At 36.6% G+C, this 23571-nt stretch carries 23 protein-coding genes and 1 riboswitch; of the genes, 13 read left to right on the top strand and 10 right to left on the bottom strand.

Annotated elements, in window-relative coordinates:
- Window positions 1-174: 174 nt before the first annotated feature.
- Complete coding sequence (locus tag ACZ2V4_RS08225) at window positions 175-909, top strand: VOC family protein (protein ID WP_219493630.1); 735 nt, start codon at window positions 175-177, stop codon at window positions 907-909.
- Here ACZ2V4_RS08225 and ACZ2V4_RS08220 read toward each other — a convergent pair.
- Window positions 902-1156: a hypothetical protein gene (locus ACZ2V4_RS08220; protein ID WP_219493632.1), complete on the bottom strand. Its 255-nt coding sequence runs from the start codon at window positions 1154-1156 to the stop codon at window positions 902-904. The two genes, ACZ2V4_RS08225 and ACZ2V4_RS08220, sit on opposite strands and share 8 nt — an antisense overlap.
- Before the next feature lie 85 nt (window positions 1157-1241).
- Between ACZ2V4_RS08220 and ACZ2V4_RS08215 the strand changes: the two genes are divergently transcribed.
- A complete protein-coding gene (locus tag ACZ2V4_RS08215) occupies window positions 1242-2483 on the top strand; it encodes a lipid II:glycine glycyltransferase FemX (protein ID WP_283722318.1) in 1242 nt (413 codons plus the stop codon).
- 89 nt (window positions 2484-2572) lie between these two features.
- Here ACZ2V4_RS08215 and ACZ2V4_RS08210 read toward each other — a convergent pair whose 3' ends face one another.
- Window positions 2573-2887 (bottom strand): hypothetical protein, encoded by a 315-nt coding sequence (locus ACZ2V4_RS08210; protein ID WP_099483363.1) that lies wholly within the window; start codon window positions 2885-2887, stop codon window positions 2573-2575.
- 77 nt (window positions 2888-2964) lie between these two features.
- Here ACZ2V4_RS08210 and ACZ2V4_RS08205 point away from each other — a divergent pair, with 77 nt between their 5' ends.
- From ACZ2V4_RS08205 to ACZ2V4_RS08195, 3 genes are all read left to right on the top strand, one after another.
- On the top strand, window positions 2965-3822 hold the full coding sequence (locus ACZ2V4_RS08205; protein ID WP_219493633.1) for an NAD(P)-dependent oxidoreductase: 858 nt from the start codon (window positions 2965-2967) through the stop codon (window positions 3820-3822).
- 70 nt (window positions 3823-3892) lie between these two features.
- Window positions 3893-7075, top strand: a complete 3183-nt coding sequence (locus tag ACZ2V4_RS08200) for an efflux RND transporter permease subunit (RefSeq protein ID WP_490514722.1) — start codon at window positions 3893-3895, stop codon at window positions 7073-7075.
- A gap of 64 nt (window positions 7076-7139) precedes the next feature.
- A riboswitch (SAM riboswitch) is annotated at window positions 7140-7240 on the top strand.
- 57 nt (window positions 7241-7297) lie between these two features.
- The gene (locus ACZ2V4_RS08195; protein ID WP_219493637.1) at window positions 7298-8461 is read left to right on the top strand and encodes an aminotransferase class I/II-fold pyridoxal phosphate-dependent enzyme; all 1164 of its coding nucleotides are present in this window, start codon (window positions 7298-7300) and stop codon (window positions 8459-8461) included.
- Between the two features lie 34 nt (window positions 8462-8495).
- Here the strand turns inward: ACZ2V4_RS08195 and ACZ2V4_RS08190 are convergent, their stop codons facing one another.
- From ACZ2V4_RS08190 to ACZ2V4_RS08180, 3 genes are all read right to left on the bottom strand, one after another.
- Window positions 8496-8813, bottom strand: a complete 318-nt coding sequence (locus ACZ2V4_RS08190) for a hypothetical protein (RefSeq protein WP_219493638.1) — start codon at window positions 8811-8813, stop codon at window positions 8496-8498.
- The gene (locus ACZ2V4_RS08185) at window positions 8810-9955 is read right to left on the bottom strand and encodes an MFS transporter (RefSeq protein WP_490514721.1); all 1146 of its coding nucleotides are present in this window, start codon (window positions 9953-9955) and stop codon (window positions 8810-8812) included. The genes ACZ2V4_RS08190 and ACZ2V4_RS08185 overlap by 4 nt, the downstream gene beginning before the upstream one ends.
- Before the next feature lie 81 nt (window positions 9956-10036).
- Entirely contained in the window at window positions 10037-10195 is a 159-nt protein-coding gene (locus ACZ2V4_RS08180; RefSeq protein ID WP_490514720.1) for an SE1832 family protein, read from the bottom strand.
- Between the two features lie 87 nt (window positions 10196-10282).
- Between ACZ2V4_RS08180 and ybaK the strand changes: the two genes are divergently transcribed.
- The 3 genes from ybaK to ACZ2V4_RS08165 are packed head-to-tail and all read left to right on the top strand — an operon-like array spanning window position 10283 to window position 12752.
- The gene (ybaK, locus tag ACZ2V4_RS08175) at window positions 10283-10762 is read left to right on the top strand and encodes a Cys-tRNA(Pro) deacylase (protein ID WP_283722245.1); all 480 of its coding nucleotides are present in this window, start codon (window positions 10283-10285) and stop codon (window positions 10760-10762) included.
- Entirely contained in the window at window positions 10752-11813 is a 1062-nt protein-coding gene (locus tag ACZ2V4_RS08170) for a metallophosphoesterase (protein ID WP_490514719.1), read from the top strand. The genes ybaK and ACZ2V4_RS08170 overlap by 11 nt, the downstream gene beginning before the upstream one ends.
- Window positions 11814-11846: 33 nt before the next feature.
- Window positions 11847-12752, top strand: coding sequence for an AEC family transporter (locus ACZ2V4_RS08165; protein ID WP_490514718.1), 906 nt, complete (start codon window positions 11847-11849; stop codon window positions 12750-12752).
- A 38-nt stretch (window positions 12753-12790) separates the two neighbouring features.
- On the opposite strand, the gene ACZ2V4_RS08160 is transcribed toward ACZ2V4_RS08165, so the two are convergent.
- The 3 genes from ACZ2V4_RS08160 to ACZ2V4_RS08150 all read right to left on the bottom strand — a co-directional run bounded on the left by ACZ2V4_RS08160 (window position 12791) and on the right by ACZ2V4_RS08150 (window position 15426).
- Entirely contained in the window at window positions 12791-13576 is a 786-nt protein-coding gene (locus ACZ2V4_RS08160) for a glucose 1-dehydrogenase (RefSeq protein WP_283722247.1), read from the bottom strand.
- A gap of 13 nt (window positions 13577-13589) precedes the next feature.
- Window positions 13590-14441, bottom strand: coding sequence for a GRP family sugar transporter (locus ACZ2V4_RS08155; protein ID WP_219493647.1), 852 nt, complete (start codon window positions 14439-14441; stop codon window positions 13590-13592).
- 133 nt (window positions 14442-14574) lie between these two features.
- Window positions 14575-15426 carry a GNAT family N-acetyltransferase gene (locus tag ACZ2V4_RS08150; protein ID WP_458620234.1) on the bottom strand — a complete coding sequence of 284 codons (852 nt, stop codon included), beginning with the start codon at window positions 15424-15426 and terminating at the stop codon, window positions 14575-14577.
- A 236-nt stretch (window positions 15427-15662) separates the two neighbouring features.
- Here ACZ2V4_RS08150 and ACZ2V4_RS08145 point away from each other — a divergent pair, with 236 nt between their 5' ends.
- Complete coding sequence (locus ACZ2V4_RS08145; protein ID WP_490514717.1) at window positions 15663-17789, top strand: DNA topoisomerase III; 2127 nt, start codon at window positions 15663-15665, stop codon at window positions 17787-17789.
- 73 nt (window positions 17790-17862) lie between these two features.
- Window positions 17863-19380 (top strand): SLC13 family permease, encoded by a 1518-nt coding sequence (locus ACZ2V4_RS08140; protein ID WP_283722251.1) that lies wholly within the window; start codon window positions 17863-17865, stop codon window positions 19378-19380.
- Window positions 19381-19424: 44 nt separating this feature from the next.
- Here ACZ2V4_RS08140 and ACZ2V4_RS08135 read toward each other — a convergent pair whose 3' ends face one another.
- Window positions 19425-20141, bottom strand: a complete 717-nt coding sequence (locus ACZ2V4_RS08135) for a PepSY domain-containing protein (protein ID WP_219493650.1) — start codon at window positions 20139-20141, stop codon at window positions 19425-19427.
- Window positions 20142-20396: 255 nt separating this feature from the next.
- On the opposite strand from ACZ2V4_RS08135, the gene ACZ2V4_RS08130 reads away from it, so the two are divergent.
- Window positions 20397-21731: an NCS2 family permease gene (locus ACZ2V4_RS08130; protein WP_420494093.1), complete on the top strand. Its 1335-nt coding sequence runs from the start codon at window positions 20397-20399 to the stop codon at window positions 21729-21731.
- 38 nt (window positions 21732-21769) lie between these two features.
- Here the strand turns inward: ACZ2V4_RS08130 and ACZ2V4_RS08125 are convergent, their stop codons facing one another.
- On the bottom strand, window positions 21770-22174 hold the full coding sequence (locus tag ACZ2V4_RS08125) for a hypothetical protein (protein WP_219493652.1): 405 nt from the start codon (window positions 22172-22174) through the stop codon (window positions 21770-21772).
- Between the two features lie 399 nt (window positions 22175-22573).
- Here ACZ2V4_RS08125 and rpsJ point away from each other — a divergent pair, with 399 nt between their 5' ends.
- Together rpsJ and rplC are read left to right on the top strand one after the other, a co-directional pair.
- On the top strand, window positions 22574-22882 hold the full coding sequence (gene rpsJ / locus ACZ2V4_RS08120; RefSeq protein WP_012656105.1) for a 30S ribosomal protein S10: 309 nt from the start codon (window positions 22574-22576) through the stop codon (window positions 22880-22882).
- Window positions 22883-22907: 25 nt separating this feature from the next.
- Window positions 22908-23570 (top strand): 50S ribosomal protein L3, encoded by a 663-nt coding sequence (rplC, locus tag ACZ2V4_RS08115; RefSeq protein WP_219493653.1) that lies wholly within the window; start codon window positions 22908-22910, stop codon window positions 23568-23570.
- The last annotated feature ends 1 nt before the right edge of the window (window position 23571 follow it).

The raw sequence follows: 23571 nt of genomic DNA, 5'->3' as shown, positions 1-23571 counted from the left end.
CCCTATAGAATATAGGAAATTAGCAGCCTAGAAAATAGTGTTTTTATTGAGCTCCCTTAGTAAGGGTGCAGTGCCTATAACACAATGGCTGGTTTTTATTTATTAAATTAATAAATGATGATTGCTTTAGTTTTTATAGTATTTAACTTAAAATAGTATCAAGAGGTGAGGACAGTGGAATTAAAGTTTGATCATATTATTCATCATGTGCAGAATTTAAATGATGCTAAAATTGATTTTTTAAAGGTGATTAATGGTGGAAAGCATGAGCAGTTAGGGACATACAATAAATTATCTTATACTGATTTATCATATATTGAATTTATCGATGCGTATGATCGTGCACTCGTTCATAAAGCAGCACAAAGTGCAGAAGAGCGTTTAAGTTTTGCAGCATCACTTGAACGTACAGATTATGTTGAAGGATTTAAGCGATTATGTTTTAGAACGGATGATATCGATGCACTTAAGCAGCACTTTAATCAATTAGGTGTAAAGACGGTTGGGCCGTCATGTATGCAGCGCGTGACACCAGAAGGGCAAGTTATTGAATGGCAGTTGCTCTATATTGATGAAGAGAGAAATTATGAATTACCATTCTTTATACAGTGGGGAGCGTCAGATGACGAACGCATGCAGTCACTCTCTCCATATTTCCAGGGAAATCTCAGGATTGAAGGAATCGATATAGAAACGACAGATTTTAATGAGATGGCAGAGGTATATGTAGAATGGTTAGGTTACGAAGTCACAAGTGGTGTGATCAATAGTTATTTTAAACTAGAGAAACTAGGGTGTCCTGCGATCTACTTAATTCCTGGCAATACAGATACAATTAGAAGTTTAAAAATAAAAAGTGATGCACCTGCAGTACATCACTTTAGAAATGCGATTTATCAATTTAACTAGCATAAACGTTATTATAAACTGTCATAACGATAAGATAAATATGGTATGCAGCAACAATCAGCGAAATCAATGCTATATACATTGTTGATTTTGATACTCTTGTAATCAAATAGAGTAGTGAAATGATTGTAGTAAAACTTGCTACAATAATATGTAAGCTTAACATATCGATAGAATCCTGCTGGAATAATGAAACGAGTATACTATTAATAATGATTAAGATAATAAGCAGTAAATTTTTAAACATATGCCACCTCTTTACTTTAATAATAAAAGTATAACAATAATAATTAAATATTTGTTGTAAAACGAAAGGAAAGAATAAAATGACAGTGATGAGAAAGAATGTATCCAATGAAGTACACGATAACTTTGTAAAAACACATGCAAATGGTGATATGCTGCAGCTATCAACGTGGGCAGATACAAAACGATTGACAGGATGGTATAGTAGACGTATCGCTGTAGGAAGAGATGACGAACTCGCTGGGGTGGGACAGCTGCTATTTAAGAAAGTACCGAAGACGCCATTCACCATGTGCTACGTATCGCGAGGCTTTGTGTGTGACTATCATGACAAAGAAGTCGTGACAGCACTTGTTGATGCGGCAATTGAAGTTGCACGTCGTGAGAAAAGTTATTCTATTAAAATTGATCCGGATGTTGAAGTAGATACGGTTCCAGGATTAATTGAATTTATGAATACATTAGGCTTTGTTCATAAAGGATTTAAAGATGGACTTCATCCAGACTACATACAACCACGTATGACGATGATTACGGACATTGATATGGATGAAGCTGCACTTATACAGTCATTTGAAAAACGCAATCGTTCAACGGTAAAGCAAAGCCTGAAAAAAGGCGTACAGTGTGAAATCGGAACACGTGAAGACCTTAAGATTTTTGCACAGCTTATGAAAGAAACTGGAGAACGGGATGGCTTTCTAGTCAGAGATATCTCCTACTTCGAAACGATATACGATGCGCTTAATCCAGCTGGAGACGCAGTACTTTTTCTTACTAAATTAGTTCCAGATACTGTGTTAGAGAATTTAAATACAACATTAAAGAGAAATCATGAGGAGAAAGAGAAAGTTTTATCAAAAAAACAGACGAAGAAAACTGAAAACCAATTAAAAGACATAGATATCATCATTGAAAAGGTACAAAAGCAGATTAATGAAATAGAAGAACTTAAAGAAACACATCCGGACGGTAAATATTTGTCAGGCGCAATTCTGACATTTTGTGGTAAGAAAGCTTATTATTTATACGGCGCATCTAGTAATGATTATCGTAGCTATCTACCAAATCATAAAATGCAAATCGAAATGATGAAATATGCGCGTAGTAAAGGCGCAGTATCTTATGATTTCGGAGGGACAGATAATAATCCCGACAAAGATTCTGAACACTATGGTTTATGGCAGTTTAAGAAGAGCTGGGGGACACATTTGAGTGAAAAAATCGGCGAATTTGACTACATACTTAATAAACCTGTTTATACATTAATTGAAGTTGCGAAGCCAAAAGTAAAAGCGTTGACGAAGAAGATTAATAAGAGAAGATAGCAGTATTTTGAGGTAATGTTGAAAATGCTGTAACGAAGCAATTGGATGCAGTACAGAAAAGAGTGATGACAAGTAAACACCACTCTTTTTTATTCACTAAAAAATTTAAAGACACTCACCTTCGTTTCCATATAAAGATATGGATCAATAAAGGTGATATATAGAATAAAAAAGAAGTTGAATAAACTAAATGCTGTTAAAAGTATAGAAAGAATTCTATAAGTGAAGTTGTTCATCAAGTTCTGATCGGTTGTAAAGTGATATTGTATACCTGAGAAAAACGTAATGATGCAAAAAGCCATCCAGAAATATGTTGTTAAAAATACGATACCGCTATGAACAAAATAGCTGCTTATAAACACAGTTTGCATAATGATAAGTAAAAACATAATTACTTTTTGCATTCTTTTCACTCCTTTACCTATAATTGTAATATATAACTGTAAATTATCAATACAATATGACAAGAGAGGTTTTCAAAATGAAAATTGGTTTTATTGGAACAGGTGTAATGGGAAAAAGTATGGCTGAGCATATAGGGGACAAACTATATATTTATAACCGTACGAAAGAAAAAGCAATGGCACTAATCGAACAAGGACATATATGGTGCGATACGCCTACTGAAGTTGTAGCACAATCCGATATTGTCTTTACGATGCTTGGCTATCCGGTTGATGTAGAAGCTATCTATCTTGCACCAGATGGATTGATTAATAATGGTAAACAAGGTCAAATATTTATTGACTGTACAACGAGTAGTCCTGCACTTGCCCAAAAGATTAATCAAGAAGCAAATAAGAAAGGAATATATGTGTTAGATGCACCTGTAAGTGGTGGAGATATTGGTGCCAGGAATGGAACCTTGAGTGTAATGGTTGGTGGAGATGAAGCGATATTTGATAGAGTAAAACCTTTAATCGATAAATTCAGTAGTTCGGTGACATACTTTGGTGATGCAGGAAAGGGTCAACATACAAAGATGGCGAATCAAATTGCTATCGCTACAAATATGATCGGTATGGCTGAAAGTCTGTATTATGCACATAAAGCAGGGTTAGATGTTGAAAAAGTGCTAGAAACAATCAGTAAAGGAGCGGCAGGAAGTTGGTCATTATCTCACTTGGCTCCAAGAATTTTAAAAGAAGACTATACTCCTGGATTTTATACGCATCACTTCCTGAAAGATATGAGCATCGCGCTTGAAGAAACAAAGAAGATGGGTATCGAACTTCCCGGTCTCGAATTGAGTTATAAGTTATATCGTAGTCTTTCCGATGAACTAAAAGAAACGACAGGGACACATGCGATATATCAATATTATACACAAACAAGATAAGGATATTGGTAAATTTTAAATAATAAAGCTACAATAAATACATAAAATTCGTATAAATGGAGGAAAGACTTTGATAAAGAAAATTATTGATTTTTCTTTGCATAATAAACTTGCAGTATGGTTAATGACACTCATTATCCTAAGTGCCGGCGTATATAGTGCAATGAAGATGAAGATGGAAATGCTGCCGAGTATGTCGACACCTGTAATTTCTATTACAACACCTTACCCAGGTGCTACACCTGAAGACGTGTTAAATGGTGTTACAGATCCAATAGAGAAGAAGGTTAAAAATTTATCGAGCGTAGATAAAGTAACGAGTCAATCGTTAGAGAATGCATCTGCAGTCACTGTTCAATATAAGTTTGGAACAGATATGGACAAAGCGCAATCAGAATTAGAGAAACAAATTGAGAAGGTTGATCTTCCAGAAGGTGCGCAAGAGAAACAGATTTCACAAATGTCGATGTACACTTTCCCAATCATTAGCTATTCACTTTCAAGCGATAAGGCAGATATTAAAGATCTGACAAAGCGTATTAAAGAAGATTTAGTTCCAGAAATTGAAGGTGTAGAAGGGGTTACAAATGTAACGTTTTCTGGACAAGAAGTTGAACAAGTTGAGCTACAATTTGATGATAAGAAGTTAAAGAAAAATAATTTAACAGAAGAGTCTGTACTTCAATTCATTAAAGGTGCTACAACCGATGCACCACTTGGATTATATACGTTTGGTAGCGATTTAAAGAGTATCATCGTAAATGGTCAATTTACTAGTGTGGATGCTCTTAAAGATTTAAAGATCCCATTATCAGGCGGAGATAATCAAGCTGATACTGCTAAAGCCTCACCTGAAGAACAGGCGGCGCTTGCGAAGATGATGCAGGCCGGTAAAGTACCAACAGTAATGCTTTCTGACATTGCTACGATTAAAAATGTAGAGAGTCGTGAATCTATTTCTAAGACAAATGGTAAAGATTCACTAAGTATTCAAGTCATTAAGTCAGATGATGCGAATACTGTAGCGTTAGCAAACGATGTAAAAGATAAAGTAAAGGAATTTAAGAAGAATAATAAAGATATTAATGCCGTACTGATGATGGATCAGGCTAAACCGATTGAAGACTCTGTAAAAACAATGGCAGAAAAGGCCATTATTGGAGCATTGTTTGCAGTGATCATGATACTCGTGTTCCTTAGAAATATCCGTTCAACGATGATTGCTGTCGTATCCATTCCGATGTCTATATTAATGGCAATGTTAATCCTTAAACAGATGGATATTTCACTTAATATTATGACGCTTGGAGCGATGACGGTTGCAATTGGACGTGTTATTGATGACTCTATCGTCGTTATCGAAAATATATTCCGACGTATGTCTGACCCTAAAGAGAAATTGCGTGGCTCTGAGTTAATTAGCAGCGCGACTAAAGAGATGTTTATACCGATTATGAGTTCAACGATGGTCACAATTGCAGTATTCTTACCACTTGGACTGGTGTCAGGTTCTATCGGTGAAATCTTTAGACCTTTTGCTTATACAGTCGTATTTGCATTGTTGGCCTCATTATTAATTGCAATTACGATTGTACCGATGCTTGGACATACATTCTTTAAGAATGGTATTAAAGGGCATCATGATGATGAAGCAAAGGTAGGGCGTATTGCAAGTTTCTATCATAACGTATTAGAGTGGTCTTTAAAACACAAGCTTATCGTCTCACTATTAAGTATCGGCCTTCTCCTTGGTAGCTTGTTCTTAACGCCGTTTCTAGGGACGTCATTCATTTCAACAGGGGAAGATAAGTTTCTTGCATTAACTTACAAGCCTAAACCTGGTGAAACTGAAGAAGAGGTTGTAAAAAAAGGTGAGCAAGTTCAGAAAACTTTAGCTGAGAATAACGATGTAGTAAATATTCAGTACTCAGTTGGAGGAGAAAATCCATTTAACCCGGTTGCTACTAACGATATGGCAATGATGGTTGAATATAAGAAGGATACACCAAAGTGGGAAAGTGAAGCGGAACGTGTATTGAACAAAATCGCTTCTTTCAAACATGAAGGAACTTGGAAGAACCAGGATTTTGCAACGGGTGGTTCGACCAATACAGTAACGGTTACTGTTAACGGTCCATCGATGAATGAAATAAGACCGGTTACAGAGCAGCTTGAGAAAGAAATGAAAGACGTTAATACTGTTACGAATGTAAGTTCATCATTAACGGATAGTTATGATGCATATACATTAAAGGTAGATCATAACAAGTTATCTGAACGCGGACTAACTGCAGGTCAGATTGCAATGGCATTAAATCAACGTAGTGATAATAAAGTTGTCACTAAAATAGGTGATAATGGCAAGTCGACAGATGTTGTTCTGACAAAAGAAAAAGAATCAAAATGGACAAAAGATAAATTAGAGAATACAAAGATTACTTCACCACTCGGTAAAGAGATTAAGTTGAGCGATGTCGTAACGATTGAAGAAGGAAAGACGTCAGATACAATTAAACGTGAAGACGGTAATATATCGGCTACAGTAGAAGGTAAGATTAAAGGAAAAGATGTTAGCCAGGCTACACAAGATGTTGCAAAGAAAGTAAACGCATTAAAACACCCTTCAAATGTTGATGTACATATTGGAGGAACGAGTGAAGATATCGGCGAGAGCTTCTCTCAACTCGGACTTGCGATGCTTGCCGCTATCGGAATCGTTTACCTGATACTTGTACTGACATTTAAAGGAGGACTTGCTCCACTTGCCATATTATTCTCGTTACCGTTTACGATTATCGGGGTAATATTAGGACTTCTCGCGTTTGGAGAGACGCTTTCTGTACCATCGATGATTGGTATGCTCATGCTCATTGGTATCGTTGTTACGAATGCGATTGTGCTGATTGATCGCGTTATCAATAAAGAAGCAGAAGGATTATCAACACGTGATGCATTGCTTGAAGCAGCGATGACTCGTGTGCGTCCAATCTTGATGACTGCACTTGCTACAGTAGGCGCATTGTTACCATTACTGTTTGGAGGAGACGGCTCTGTGCTTATTTCTAAGGCACTCGCTGTAACAGTAATCGGTGGATTGACTTCTTCAACATTATTAACATTAATCGTTGTCCCTGTAGTGTATGAAATATTAATGAACTTGAAGCAGAGATTTACGAAAGATGAAAAAAAGATTAATCCATTTATACCAACGCATGATGCGTCAACACGTGTGCATATTAAAGATAATAGATAAAATATTCTGAATACAGTTGACGTATTGTTTGAACTATACTATAGTGATATCACCAATTAAATATTTCTTATCCAGAGAAGTGGAGGGAACTGGCCCTATGATACTTCAGCAACAGGCTTTAAGTACTGTGCTAAATCCAGCAAGCATATGCTTGGTAGATAAGTGCCACATCGGCGTCATTGCTACTGAAGCAATGACGCTTTTCTATTTTAAAAGGAGCGAATGTCTGTGAGTTCTAAATTATTAAGTTCAATACCTGAAAGTTATTTTGGTAAGACGATGGGTAGGAAGCTTGAAGTCGGGGATAAACCATTGATTAATACAGCAGTTGGTATCCCTGACCAACAAGTGGATCGTACGGTGCTGAAAGCTTTACAAGATGCCATTGTCAATCCTGATAACCATAGATACGGCGTATTCCGTGGCAAGGAGGCATTGAAGAAAGAGATTCAGAAGTTTTATAAAGATGTCTATGATGTTTCATTGGAGGATGATGAAATTTGTATTCTTTATGGTACGAAAAATGGTCTTGTTCATATCCCTACATGTGTCATTGAACCTGGTGAAGGTGTATTACTCCCTAATCCTGGATATACGGATTATCTTGCTGGTGTAAAGCTTGCTCGAGGATTACATTATGAATTGCCATTACACCCTGAAAATCATTACTTACCTGACTTTGATAATATAGATAAAGCGCAACTTAATAATACAAAGCTGATTTATCTTAACTATCCATCTAATCCAACTGGGGCAGTAGCGACTCAAGCATTCTTTGATGATACAATTATGCGTTTTAAAGATACTGAAACAAAGATCGTCCATGACTTTGCCTATGCAGCTTTTGGATTTAATGGTAAGAATCCAAGCATTCTTGCTTCACCTCATGCGAAAGAAGTTGCTGTAGAAATATATTCGTTATCTAAAGGCTTTAATATGTCCGGTGTACGTGTCGGATTTGCTGTAGGGAATAAAGAGATTGTGAGTGCTCTGAACTATTTTCAGGATCATACTCAAGTTGGTATGTGGGGCGTTGTACAAGATGCAGCGATAGCAGCACTTGAGCTAGGAGAACGATATCTAGAAAGTCAAAACAATATATTTAAAGCACGACGCGATAAAGTGACAGCGTATTTAAAACAACTTCAAATTCCATTTGAGCCGATGGACGGCGGTATATTTTTATGGGTACGAGTGCCAGACGGTTTTGACGGGGAAGCGTATACAGATTATTTATTAAAGCAAGAATCAATATTAGTAACTCCAGGAATCCCGTTTGGATCACGCGGTAAGAATTACATTAGAATCTCACTTGCGATTGATGATCTGTTGATAGATGAACTGCTTGAGCGCTTAAAAAATACAAAAGAATTATATATAAAATAAGAACTTACAAAGCATTACTTTGTAAGTTCTTATTTTATAGGTATATCGCACAAAGTACGATAATCATTAGCGCCATAACGATAGAGAAGAGATTAAGAATTAGCTTTGCTTTCTGGTCATTAAACTTAAATTTATAGTTAGAAATCTCTATATTTAAAAATAAACAAAGTGCAAGTAATGTAATCCAGAACTTTATCGTTCCAAGATGCATCAGTGCAACGAAGATGAAGACAACGAACACAGCACCAAGTATGATTCTTAAAAAATCCAGCAGACGCATGTTAATCATATAGATGCTTGTATAACTTACGATCAGATACATCATCATAAGTAAAATAATTAATATAATCATACGACTCTTCCTTTCTTATAATAAATAAATAGTAGGATTAAACCAAGTACGGAAGTGAGTGCACCGAAATAAAATGGCATTTCTAAATTTCTGGAAAGCAGTGCAGTAAATAACAAAGGACCGAGAATACGACCTAAACTATCCATACTGTAACTGATAGAAGTAAGTTTTCCCATTTTATTATTCGAAGTTTCTTTCGTCAATTGACTCGTCAGTAATGTTCTTACAAGGGCATTCCCAGACATAAGGAGCACAAGACAGAGTCCGGCATAAAATAAATTCATGGAAAAAGGCAGCATAATAAATGCAACAATTGTAATCAATTGTCCTGTTATGATCACTGGTTTTTCTTGACCGTGCTTCACTTTACGTAAGTACCCACCTTGTAATCCAGCATTAACAAGCCCGCCAATCATAAAGAGCATTCCCATTTGTGTTGCAGTAATATTAATCTTCTCTATTTCAAAGAGCTGAAATGAGCTCTCCATCCCACTCATCGTAAACGTCACAATAAATGTTGATAATAAGAGCATATAGATTGCCGGAGTTAACAGTTTAGTGTTCACAGTAGTCTGTTCTGTATCACTAGAACGCTGTAATGTTTCCTTAATAGTGAATAGACAGAACAAAGCAATAACGGTTAATATTGCAGCAGTTGCGAAATACGGAATCTGATAGCTGATTCCAGATAGTAGTCCTCCAACTGCTGGACCGAATATAAATCCAAGTCCAATCATCATCCCCATGAGTCCCATATATTTGTTGCGCTTTTCATGTGTGGTCATATCACTGACCATGCTCGTCGTAGTAGAGAAGCATGCCCCTGAGAATAGCCCTCCAAGAATTCGAGAGGTATAAAGCATAGGTAAGTTATCGATAAATAATCCGAATAATACGAAGCTTAAAGTAAAACCGATAAGTCCGATGATCAATATTTTCTTACGACCATATTTATCGGATAGATACCCCCAGACTGGTGCTACAATAAATGAAACGATGGAATAAGAGGCAAGCAGTAACCCCATATGAAATGCATTTAAATTTAAACTATGTACTAGAGCAGGTATTACAGGTATTACAATACTGAATCCAAAGTATATAAAGAACTGAATCATCATCAGCAGTTTAAATTGTTGTTTCATTGAATGCCCTCCTTAAAGCTATAGTACTATTGTAGCGAAAGTTAAGCTTAAATCCTATATTTTTATAATAAAAAAGAGCACTTACAGTTGTGCCCTTAATTGTGCAATCTGATTTTCGATTTCAACAAGTTTCTCTTCCAGTCGTGGAGAAGCCTGACCAGTAGACTCTACTTTTTCTAAATCGTTTTGAATACGCATATATTCTTCTTTTAGCTCTAAAAGTTGCTGGTTAAGATCCATAATATCCTTCCTTTCGCTCACTTTATATATGAAATATACCTTAAAATGATAATATAATAAAGAAACAAAGATTTGGAGGTATACATCATGACAAAGAAAATTAAGACAAATGCGTTGAGAAAGCTTGACCAAAAGAAGATAACATATGAAACATATACATATGAAGTGACGGATGAGTTAGACGGTGTTACAGTCGCAAATAAAATTGGAAAACCTTATGCTCAAGTATTTAAAACATTAGTATTGCACGGGAAATTAAATTATTATGTTGCAGTTATTCCTGTTGCAGCAACGTTAGACCTTAAATCAATGAGTAAAGTTGTCGGGGAGAAGAAACTTGAGCTCTTGCCTGTGAATAATCTTGAGAAATTAACGGGTTACATTCGTGGGGGGTGTTCACCTGTGGGGATGAAGAAGCTGTTTCCGACAGTTATCGATAGTAGTGCAGAGCAGTTTGAAGAGATTATTGTGAGTGCAGGACAACGAGGAATACAGATGCAAGTACCGCTTCAATCATTAGTCAATCTTATTCATGCGAAAGTGAGCCCGATTACACATGAGGATTAAAGACAATTATCTAAAATTAAATATAAGAAATAAACGTACGATTGTCACGAGTGATGTACATGGAAGGCCAGATTTATTAGAACAATTATTGAAGAAGGTGGATTTTTCACACGAAGATATTCTTATAATTAATGGTGATATTATAGATAAGGGACCCGACAGTATACAAATGATTACATATGTAGAACGTCTAATGGCGCAGGGCAATGTATATATGACATTAGGTAATTGCGATAAAATATTCGATGAACTGGAAGAAGCATTTCTATATGACTATATGGAGTATCGCTATACGATTGTTCATGAGATGCTGAAGCAGTTAGGAAAGACACGAGACGACTATTCATCACAAGGTGAACTGGCGAAAGAGCTTAGAACGAAATTTGAGCATCTTCATAATGTAGTGAAAGATTTGCCGTTGATGATAGAAACTGAAGATTATATATTTGTGCACGCAGGAGTCGATGAAGATTATATGGAGACGACAGAGCGCGATGCGCTGAATATGCCATTTTTCTATAACCAACCACATCAACTTGAGAAGACAGTAGTAGTGGGTCATTTCCCTGCTTGTAACTTTGTCGAACAAGGGGTATACCACCATAATATTAAAATCCATCCGAATCACAATACAATTGCCATTGATGGGGGTAATCAGGTCAAGACAAGTGGTCAGCTGAATGGACTCATCATCGAATCAGATGGGACATTGCACACAACGTTTGTTGATGATTATGAACAATGTATGGTTATCCAGTCATTTGATCCAGGACTTCAAATGCCGCATAGCTTTACCTATCCTGATTACAATATTACAGCTTTTGAAGGGGATGAATATTTTACTTATTGTGAGTGTGGTGAACACGATGGTTGTATGGTGAAAACCGAATTCATCGATTTCGAAGCACAACGATTAAAAGATGATTATACAGATTATTTCCACACGGTAGAAGCTGGAGCGTTCGTCAGCGTGATTCAGCGTTATACAGGTTATGTTCAGATTAAGAAAAATGGTATTGTTGGGTTTGTTCCGGAAGAAGTACTGGAATAGATACGTACATCAATACAGAAAGAAGGCTGATTTGTGACACAGACATTTATAATGATTATCGCTTTAATATTAACAGGATATTTAATGAAGCGCCTAAACTATATAAAAGAAGAAGAAGGCGGTGTTATTGCTAAACTTATCTTCAATTTAACATTGCCCTCATTGGTCATCGTAACATTAAGCAGCGTTAAGATTGAACCTTCTTTAATGCTCTTGCCTGTAATTATGGTAATCTATGTTGTTATCGCTAAACTGATTGTTATCATTCTATTTCTCAAGTACAATAATCAGATTAGAGGTTCTGTAGGAATGATGGCTGCGGCATTTAATATCGGCTTGTTCGCCTATCCTCTAGTTGGTGAGATGTTCGGTGCAGAGGGATTATTATATTTTGGGATGTTTGATATCGGTGGTTCCATCGGTATGTTTGGTATTACGTATTTTGTAGGAAATTATTTCAGTGAAGGTGGAGACACGTTTGACATCCGATATTTACTTATGAGCTTAATGAAGACAGTACCACTTATGACATATATCATCATGCTCACGATAAACTTACTAGATATACATATACCAGATGAAATCATTGAATTCTTTAAAATAATTTCACAGGCGAACATGCCTTTATCCATGATATTGCTCGGCGTATATTTAAACTTTAAGGTGGATACATATTATTTACCATTAGCAATTAAATATTTATGTTTCCATTATGGATTTGGACTTATTGCGGGGTTGATATGTTATTATACGTTACCATTTAATGAAATGTTCAGAACAACATTGCTTATTGGATGGCTACTTCCTATAGGAGTGGCAATCATTCCTTATGCAATACAATTTAAGTATAAAACATTACCGCTCATAGCGATGATCTCTAATATTACAATCGTTATTTCTATTATTATTTTATATATCTTTCAAAAGGTAATCTTATAAAAAAATATATAAAAGGATAAAGTGGCATTTGCGCCGCTTTATCCTTTTCCTCCCATAAACGAAGGATATTTTGTCATTCCGCCGTCGACATAGAGCGTTGTACCCGTAATATAGGCTGCCTGTGCGCTTGCTAAAAAGAGTGCCGCGTTGGCAACGTGTTCAGGTTCCCCAATAAAGCTCATAGGTATCATTCTTTCGGTTTCTTCACGTGTAGCAGGATCTGCAAATTTTTCTTTCGTATGTTCTGTAACGATAGCGCCTGGTGAGATATTATTTACTCTTATCCCTTGCGGGGCAAATTCCATGCTTAACGTTTCCATCATTAGCTTTAATCCGCCTTTACTTGCAGCATAGTTAACATAATTTGGCCATGGGATAACATCGTGCACACTTGACATATTAATGATGACACCTTTTTTATTTGATTCAGTGAAATGTTTAGCAGCTTCTCGGCTGCCGATAAACGCACCGGTTAAGTTAATATTCATGACATGATTAAAATCTTCTGCTGACATTTCAAGAGAAGGTGTTGCCTTTTCAAATCCAGCATTATTAATCATAATATCTATCGTACCAAAGTGTTTTACTGCTTCTGATACCAGTGCAGTGACTTCGTCTTCTTTAGAAACATCGGCTTGAATTGTAATCGCATCACCACCAGACTTTTTAATCGTTTTAGCAATTTCTAATGCTTCACTTTCACTTGAATTATAATTCACCACAACTTTACAGCCTTCCGTGCCGAACTTTTCTGCCATTGCTTTACCAATACCGCTTGAAGCGCCAGTAATAACGACAACTTTATCTTTTAAATCTTTATACATAAATCTCACTCCTTTATTGTTTTGCATATCCTAGTAGGAATGCTGCGATGATAATTAACATAATTCCTGCGGCAATACCGATATATTGTTTCTTTGTTTTCTTTTCTCTTAACAGGAAGATCCCGCCGAGTGTCGAAACTACGACAAGCATCTGTGAGAATGAAAAGCTTGTTGCTACACCCACTTTAGGCTGAGAATAAAACATTGCCATATTACCTAAAGCCCATAACACACCAGGGAACATGTTTTTTGCAATTGCTTTTTTCTTCGGATGATGCTTTAAAGTAAGCAGTAATCCACCGAGAACCATACCGATTGACTGAGGGAATAGTGCGCTCCAGCCTTCGACGCCAAAGAACTGACCGATAACGACATAAGTTACATACCCTAAAGTAGAGATTAACAATATGGGGAGGGCTTTTTTAAGATTTCCTTTCGTCTGGTCATCTTCTTTACCTTTTAGTGAGGTTAACATGACCCCGATAATTAAAAGTGTTAATGCTATAACTCCGAGAATAATTGAAGTCATGGTCTTCCATTCGTTGAAGAATATGACTGAAATCAACGTTGTACCTACGAGTTGTAAGCCTGTTGAAATTGGCATTGTCTTAGAAACACCGATAAGCTCAACACTTTTAAGTTGATTTCCTTGACCAAACGCCCAGAATGCACCGGAAACCATACCGACTAATAGAATTTTTGTATTCAATTCTGGCTGAACCATGATATAAGTAATCGAGCCGATGATAAAGGCACCGATGACAGTCCCCATAATTTGTTCATAAGGGGTTCCGCCTACTTTAACATTAATTAAGACGACACTTCCCCATAGTAATGCTGGTAACAAAGCAATTAATATATCCATAAATTCTCCTTTATCCTTTTATTATTAATTACCCTGTTGATGTTTCAGAAAACGTATGCTTTTGAAACTTGATTTGTAGATATACACAAAGAGACCCTTAAATAATGGCTGAACATTATTTAAGGGTCTTTAATTATTCTATAGTATATTTAAAATGATTCATTTCATTTATTTTTTTGAATCCAAGTTTCTCGTAGAATGCTATATCTTTTTCCCGCTTACTTTTCACGGAAAGCTGTACACTCGTCGCGTGATGTTTTTTAAATGCATGGTCTACAGCGAAAGATACAAGGTCGTGGCCAATGCCTTTATGACGGTATTGTAAATGCGTATAGACGAATCGAATGTCGCAGCTATCGTCATCATTGATCTGCATCCAGATGAAGCCTTTAGCAATACCTTCATTCAAATAGAGGTACAGTTCATGACTATTCCCGATAGAATTCAATATTTTATCACGCATTGGTTTATAGTCTATATACATATCTTTCATAATTTCTGTAAAGCTCTTTTTGTATACAGGTTTATATTTAATAACTTGAGGTACGAGAGATGTCGTTTTATTTTGATGGGTTGTCATGGTATATGTCGTTCCAAGATATTGCGTTCGTAAATTTTTCATAACAGACTGGCCAAAACGATGATCTTCATGCAGGCTGAAGTAATAGGTCTTCAAGCTAGGGTGTGTTATAAGGAAATCTTGCCACATCACTTTGATCATATTCAATGTTATTTTGTCTGTATGTTTCGTAATTGGACCAAGAATGTGCGCCTCTTTATCGTTAATAGGCTCTATACCAAATGCAGCGATGATTTCCTCTTCATCTTTAATGAGCAGCATATCTTCTTTTTTGATGTGATGAAGTTGTTCTTCTATACCTTGTAATGTAATACGTATATATCCGACGTGATGTTCGTTATGCTGATTGAGGTCATATAAGAACTTTGCTGTCTTGTGTATATCTTCCATTTGTGTGATTTTCAAGTGATCACTCCTTAAAGTGTGCTGACAATACTTCATGTGTTATATTGATTTGATGTTACATGTGGATGTAAACTTTTTGCGTCTTCAAGTGCATGAATATTATCTGGGAAATGTAACGATTTAATACGCCATCCTCCTTAAGTAAAGCATACAAGATAGTACCTAAAATCTCAATTTAATCATATGAAATATATTCTGTTATAATAAAGATTATTAAAGAATAGAGGACGGATATTATGAAATCAGTAGTGTTAGCAGAGAAACCTTCAGTCGCACGTGATATTGCACGTGTACTTAAATGTAATCAAAAGAAAAATGGATATATGGAAAATGACAAATATATCGTCACTTGGGCATTAGGACATTTAGTTACAAATGCTGATCCCGAGCAGTATGATGCAAAGTTTAAACAGTGGGATTTAAATATGCTGCCCATTATACCAGAGCGTATGAAGACGGTTGTTATTGGTAAGACCCGTAAACAATTTAATACAGTGAAAGCACAGATTGAACGTCAAGATGTGAATGAGATTATTATTGCGACTGACGCAGGACGTGAAGGAGAACTTGTTGCGCGCCTTATTATCGAGAAATGTAAAGGAAACAAACCGATGAAACGTCTCTGGATATCCTCAGTTACAGACAAAGCAATACTGGACGGCTTTAAACATTTGAAACCAGCGCAGGCGTATCAAGGATTATATGAAGCAGCTATGGCACGAAGCGAGGCGGATTGGATTGTTGGGATTAATGCAACAAGAGCACTAACAACGAAATATGATGCACAACTTTCTACAGGTCGTGTACAGACGCCGACGCTTCAGATGGTCAAAATACGCCAAGATGCAGTGCAGAAATTTCAGCCGAAAACATATTATAGTATTGAGCTTATAAGTAGAAGTGATAAGTTCAAGTGGCAAAGCGGGAATCAAATCTTTGATGAATCAAAAGTAGATGGACTATTGAAAGACATACAAGGAAAGCAAGCCATTGTTCAAGATGTAGTCTCTAAAGAAAAGAAACGCTATCCTGGAAAACTCTATGATTTAACGAGTTTGCAGCAGGACGCTTATAAGCATTTCAAATATTCAGCGAAAGAAACATTGAACGCGATGCAAAGTCTATACGAGACCCATAAATATGTAACATATCCAAGAACAGATTCAAATTACTTAACGTCAGATATGGAAAGCTCACTTAAAGAACGTGTCGCATCCCTTGGTGCTACGCCGTATAAAGATCAAGTCGTGAAATTACTAAAGACACAAATTAAAGGTGCCAGTCACTTTATTAATAATGCGAAAGTATCAGATCACCATGCCATTGTTCCGACTGAGATTAGAGCGAACTTAGAGACGCTTGGAGCAAGAGAAAAGAATATATATTTACTTATTGCGGAACGTTTCTTAAGCAATTTAATGGAACCCCATATATATAAAGAAGAAACCATTACTGTACAGGTTGGAAAAGAAATATTTACGCTTAAGACCGAGACGACTGTGAAAGCAGGGTTTAAAGCATTGTATGAACAGTCATCCCTTGAGCGTCATAACGCGTACCGTAAAGGAGAAACATTAAGTTCTGTCAGCCTGAAGAAGACGACCGGTGAAACGCAGCCTCTAGCTTATTTAAATGAGGGGACATTACTTAAAGCGATGGAGAACCCGGCATCTATCTTTAATATCGATAAGGAGAGTACGTCGACATTAAAGTCTGCAGGTGGTATTGGAACAGTAGCGACACGAGCAGATATTATTGAGAAGCTTTATAACTTAAATGCGATAGAAAACAATAACGGCAATATTAAAGTGACGAACAAAGGACGTCAGTTATTAGAACTTGCACCTGATGCACTCAAGTCGCCCGAACTTACAGCAGACTGGGAATATAAATTAACACGCATTGAAAAAAATAAGTATGGAAGAAAACAATTTATGCATGAGATGATAGATTTCACAAAAGAAATCATTGCTGAAATTAAATCGAGTGATGAGAAATTTAAACACGATAACTTAACGAGTACAGAATGCCCGACTTGCGGTAAGTTTATGTTAGAGAAAAAAACGCGTAACGGTAAGATGCTTGTCTGCCAAGATCCAACGTGCGGCACGAAGAAGAATGTTCAGCGTAAAACGAATGCGCGTTGCCCAGAATGTAAGAAGAAGCTGACGCTACATGGTAAAGGGCCAAAAGCAATGTACAGTTGTGTATGTGGATTTAGAGAAACGCAAGAACAGATGGATAAACGCTTCAATTCAAAGAAGACAGGAAAAGTATCGAAAAAAGAAATCAATAAATATATGAAGAAAGAAGAGCCAATCAATAATCCTTTTGCCGATGCACTCAAAAACTTAAATTTATAAGTAAACTAAATACTTATTGTTCAACACTTCACAAATTGTTAAAATAGAAGTGAATAAAATAGGGGGTGTATCTATGGAAAACGTAAAACAAAAGAAGAATCTTAAACCAATTTGGATTGTCTTGAGCTTTCTTGTATTGATTACGATCGTATTACTACCGACACCTGCTTCTTTACCAGTGATGGGTAAGATGGCACTTGCAATCCTTGCTTTCGCTGTTATTATGTGGGTGACTGAAGCGGTGAGTTATCCTGTTTCAAGTACGATGATCGTTGCTTTAATCATCCTGCTAATTGGATTTAGTCCGATTGAGAAACTTGGGCCATCGATGGGTAATCCGATGGCTGCAGGTAAACCGTTAACTGAGGATGCCTTGTTCGGTACACAGAATGCATTAAAGATTGCATTTAGTGGATTTTCAAGTTCAGCAGTAGCGCTCGTTGCAGCTGCACTGTTCTTAGCGACAGCCATGCAAGTGACAAACTTGCATAAACGTCTTGCGCTTTTAGTGCTCTCAGTAGTAGGGAATAAAACGAATGCAGTTGTCGCAGGTTCTATCATTGTTTCCATCATTCTTGCATTTTTCGTTCCTTCAGCAACTGCACGTGCAGGTGCTGTCGTACCGATTCTGCTTGGTATGGTTACAGCGTTTGGTGCTAAGAAAGAATCCCGCCTAGCAGCATTGCTTGTGATTACCGCTGTTCAAGCTGTGTCTATATGGAATATCGGTATTAAGACGGGAGCCGCTCAAAATATGGTTGCTATGGGCTTTATCAATAAAACCTTTAACGAAGATATCTCTTGGGGTCAGTGGTTTATGTATGCGGCACCGTGGTCCATTATTATGTCGATTGTCTTATACTTTGTTATGATCAATTTGATTAAACCTGAAACGAAAGAAATTGAAGGTGGAAAGGAACTTGTAAAGGCACAGCTAGCGGAACTTGGACCGGTAACACCGAAAGAATGGCGATTAATTGCAATCTCAGTAGCATTGCTCTTGTTCTGGGCTACTGAAGGTAAGTTTCATCCAATTGATTCTTCATCGATTACTTTAATTGCGTTAGCTATTATGCTCACTCCGAAGATTGGCATCTTCTCGTGGAGCGATGTAGAAAAATTGATTCCATGGGGAACAATTATAGTATTTGCGATTGGGATATCCTTAGGGAACTTATTACTGCAAACGACTGGGGCGCAGTGGCTCAGTGATAAGACTTTTGGATTGATGGGGTTAGAGCATTTGCCATTACTTGCTACAATTGCTTTAATTACGATATTTAATATTCTGATTCATTTAGGATTCGCAAGTGCAACAAGCTTATCAAGTGCACTTATACCAGTGTTTATTGCACTTACAAGTACATTAGGATTAAAGGATAATGCGGTTGGATTCGTATTAATACAACAATTTGTTATTAGTTTTGGGTTCCTGTTACCGGTATCAGCGCCACAGAATATGCTTGCATACGGTACAGGTACATTCACGGTTAAAGATTTCTTGAAGTCAGGGATACCTTTAACCATTATTGGCTATTTACTTATCCTGCTCTTTAGCGCAACTTATTGGAAATGGATTGGATTAATATAATCAATGAAAAGAAAGATGCTGAGACGAATGTCTCAGCATCTTTTTTATGCATCTTGAGATAAGATTTTCATATCTTTAGCATCAAGTTCAAACTCTTTCGTTTTGCCATCTTGTCCTTTTAACTCAACATTATATTTAAATTTTCCATCATCATGATCAAGTGACCATTCTTTAATCTCACCATTGTAAACTTTTTGTGCTGCTTTAATAATTTTATCAGCAGGCACAAACTCACCGTAATCAAATGTTTTTTCGTTATCTTTATCATCTTCTACTTCAGAAGAGATAATTTTGTTTTGTTCAGCGTTTACTTTGATTTCATGAGTCTTTTTGTTTGTATCGATTAAGGAAATTTTGTAAACCCATTGGCCCATATCATGGTCGAATGAAATGCTTTCTAAATCACCATCAACTTTCTTCTGTGCTGTTTTAATTGCTTCTTCTGGTGAAAGTTTAATGTCATCTAGTTTAATAGAAGCTTCATCTTTGTCATTATCATCATCTGCTTCAGTCGCTTCATCTTTATTATCCACGTCATCTGAATCTTCTGTACTGCTTTCGCCTTCTTGTTTTGCATCATTATCTTCATCGTTGTTATCATCTTTATCATTTGTATCTGTCGCTTTAGTATCAGTAGTTTCTGATTGCTGTTCCTGTTTAGTTTCATCCTTTGGAGATTTTTCAACATCATTTGTGTCATTATTACATGCAGCAAGTGCTAAAGCTGAAGATAGGATTAAACTTAATATTTTAAATTTCATAATTATAATTCCTCCTTTAATTATTTATATAATTTATTCCCTGAATATATACCGAAAAAACATTCTAATGATCTATATGCAATTTTTATATGATTAAGACATAATAACTATAAAAAGTTTAAAGGATAGGACTTTACAATAAGAAAAATGATTAAAATACGAATATTAAAATTAATATTCGTAAAAATGTATTGATTTTTCCGAACATTGAGATTAGACTATACAAGTATAAAAATTAAAAAAGGGAAGTGCACAATGAGAAATTATTTTAAGTTTGATGAATTAGGCACAAACTATAAGAGAGAGATACTTGGTGGATTAACGACATTTCTATCAATGGCATATATATTAGCGGTCAATCCTGCAATGCTATCGCTTGCTGGTATTGAAGGTATTCCGGATAGTATGCGTATGGATGCTGGTGCGGTCTTTGTTGCGACAATCCTTGCATCAATAGTAGGTTGTTTATTTATGGGACTGATTGCAAAGTATCCGATTGCGTTAGCCCCTGGTATGGGATTGAATGCGTTCTTTGCATTCACAGTCGTATTACAGTACAACATTCCGTGGCAGACAGGTTTAACGGGTGTACTATTCTCAGGATTATTCTTTGCATTACTGACGATGACAGGTTTACGTGAAACGATTATCAACGCAATTCCTTTCGAACTGAAGATGGCGGTATCAGCGGGTATAGGTCTTTTTATTACCTTTGTAGGTTTAAAAGGTGCAGGCATTGTAAAAGGGAATGAAGCGACTTTAGTATCATTAGGTAATGTCCATGACCCGCATGTATTATTAGCGGTTGGTGGCATTGCATTGACAATTATTCTTATGGCAAAGCGCGTTCCGGGAAGCATCTTTATCGGGATGGTATTAACAGCGATATGTGGTATGCTCTTCGGACTTATTGATGCACCAAAGCAAATTGTCGGTTCAGTACCAAGTATCGAACCAACGTTCGGAAAAGCATTCGATGCATTTGCACATCCAGAACAAATCTTTAACCTGCAATTTCTAGTGATCGTATTAACATTCTTATTTATTGACTTCTTTGATACAGCGGGTACACTCGTTGCTGTTGCAACGCAGGCAAATCTAGTGAAGGATAACAAATTGCCGCGCGCAGGACGTTCTTTATTTGCTGATTCATTAGCGACAATCGTAGGTGCCATTTTCGGTACGTCTACGACAACTTCATATATCGAATCTTCAGCAGGGGTTGCAGTAGGTGCCAGAACCGGATTTGCAAGTGTGATTACGGCATTGTGTTTCGCGTTAGCACTTTTCTTCTCGCCTCTTATGTCGGTTGTAACGAGTGCTGTGACTGCACCTGCTCTAGTAATCGTAGGTGTATTAATGGTAGCGAACTTAAATAAAATAGAGTGGCACAAGTTTGAAATTGCAGTTCCTGCATTTCTAACGATTATTATGATGCCACTTACGTATTCGATTGCTACGGGTATTGCATGTGGATTTATTTTCTATCCGATAACGATGCTGATGGCAAATCGCAGAAAAGAGATTCACCCAATAATGTATTTCATGGCAGCAGTATTTATTTTATACTTTATGTTTATACAGCATTAAAAATAAGGCGCTCAGACATATGTCTGAGCGCCTTATTTTTAATTTTCTTTATTATAATCTCTCACAGTCTCACCACTGCGGTATGGATCATAGTGAGTCGTATTTCCGCGATATTCTCTCGTATTAATGACGATAAAGATATACGCAATCATTAAGAACGCCATTAACCAATGCATGAACATTCCGAGTATCGGGAAGAATGCGAAAGCGTTCGCTAACAACCCTGTAAGTGCAATAACGGATAATGAAAATCTAGCTTCATTAGAGCGGTCGAGTGCAGATAACAAAAACATAATAAAGTACAGCGTAATATTCGTACCAAGTGGTGCCCATGCCAAGCTTAAAATATATGCACCCCCAATACCAGGGATTCCTAGAAATATTTCTTTCAATAACATAATGATGCCGAGCGTTAACAAAGTCATTTTCATCATTCGCTTCATATATATGAACCTCCATTAGTAATATACTTGTAACAAAAATACTTTTGTTACATTAATTATATCATGTTATAATAAACTATTGAATTGTACTGCTTAGTGTATTAGAAGTTACCTAAAGATATAATATCTTCTATATAATATGTAGAATTCTTTTTTAATAGTTGATAGAATTCCCCCAGACGAACTTATTTTAACACTCTCCAAAAAACTTTTTATAAATATCTAGTTATCTATTGCTAAATGACTAATATTCGTGTATTATATCTACTGTTGGACTTTAAAAAGCGATGAAGCGAGAGGTTACTGACACACCCGGCCGCTTTGCCATGGCGATGTGTGGGACAATTTTCGTGGAGAAGTCTATCAAACTAAAATAGACGTACAAGAGGAGGTAAAATTATGGCAAAACAAAAAATTCGTATTCGTTTGAAAGCGTATGATCACCGCATTATCGATCAATCAGCTGAAAAAATCGTAGAAACTGCAAAACGTTCAGGTGCAGAAGTATCAGGACCGATTCCGTTACCAACGGAAAAAACAGTTTACACAATTATCCGTGCCGTTCATAAGTACAAAGATTCTCGTGAACAGTTCGAGCAACGCACGCACAAACGTTTAATCGACATCGTTAACCCAACACCTAAAACAGTTGATGCTCTTATGGGCTTAAACTTACCATCAGGTGTAGACATCGAAATCAAATTATAATAAAAAGTAGGAGGTGCGACTTTCGATGACCAAAGGAATCTTAGGAAGAAAAGTAGGAATGACTCAAGTTTTCGGTGAAAACGGAGAATTAATTCCAGTAACAGTAGTAGAAGCAGCACAAAACGTAGTATTACAAAAGAAAACTGAAGAAGTTGATGGTTATTCATCAATCCAAATCGGTTTTGAAGACAAACAAGCTTATAAAGCAGACCGCAAATCAAACAAATTTGCAACGAAACCAGCTGAAGGCCATGCTAAAAAAGCAGGCACAGCACCTAAGCGCTTCATTCGTGAATTCAGAAACGTAGATACTGAAGCTTACGAAGTAGGTCAAGAAGTCACTGTGGATACATTCCAAATTGGTGACATTGTTGACGTGACAGGAGTTTCTAAAGGTAAAGGTTTCCAAGGTGCAATTAAGCGCCACGGACAGTCACGTGGACCAATGAGTCACGGTTCTCGTTACCACAGACGCCCAGGTTCAATGGGTATGGCATCTGACGCTTCTAAAGTATTTAAAGGTAAAGCATTACCAGGCCGTATGGGTGGTAATACTGTTACTATGCAAAACTTAGAAATCGTTAAAGTAGACGCTGAAAACAACGTTGTCTTAGTAAAAGGTAATGTTCCTGGACCTAAAAAAGGTTTAGTTAAAATTCAAACTTCAATTAAAAAAGGTAATAAATAGT

It is taken from the genome of Macrococcus sp. CoH-51_TC_04 (assembly GCF_058188655.1).
The sequence above is the reverse complement of the archived record's forward strand: the minus strand, read 5'-3'. Positions and strand labels throughout refer to the sequence as shown.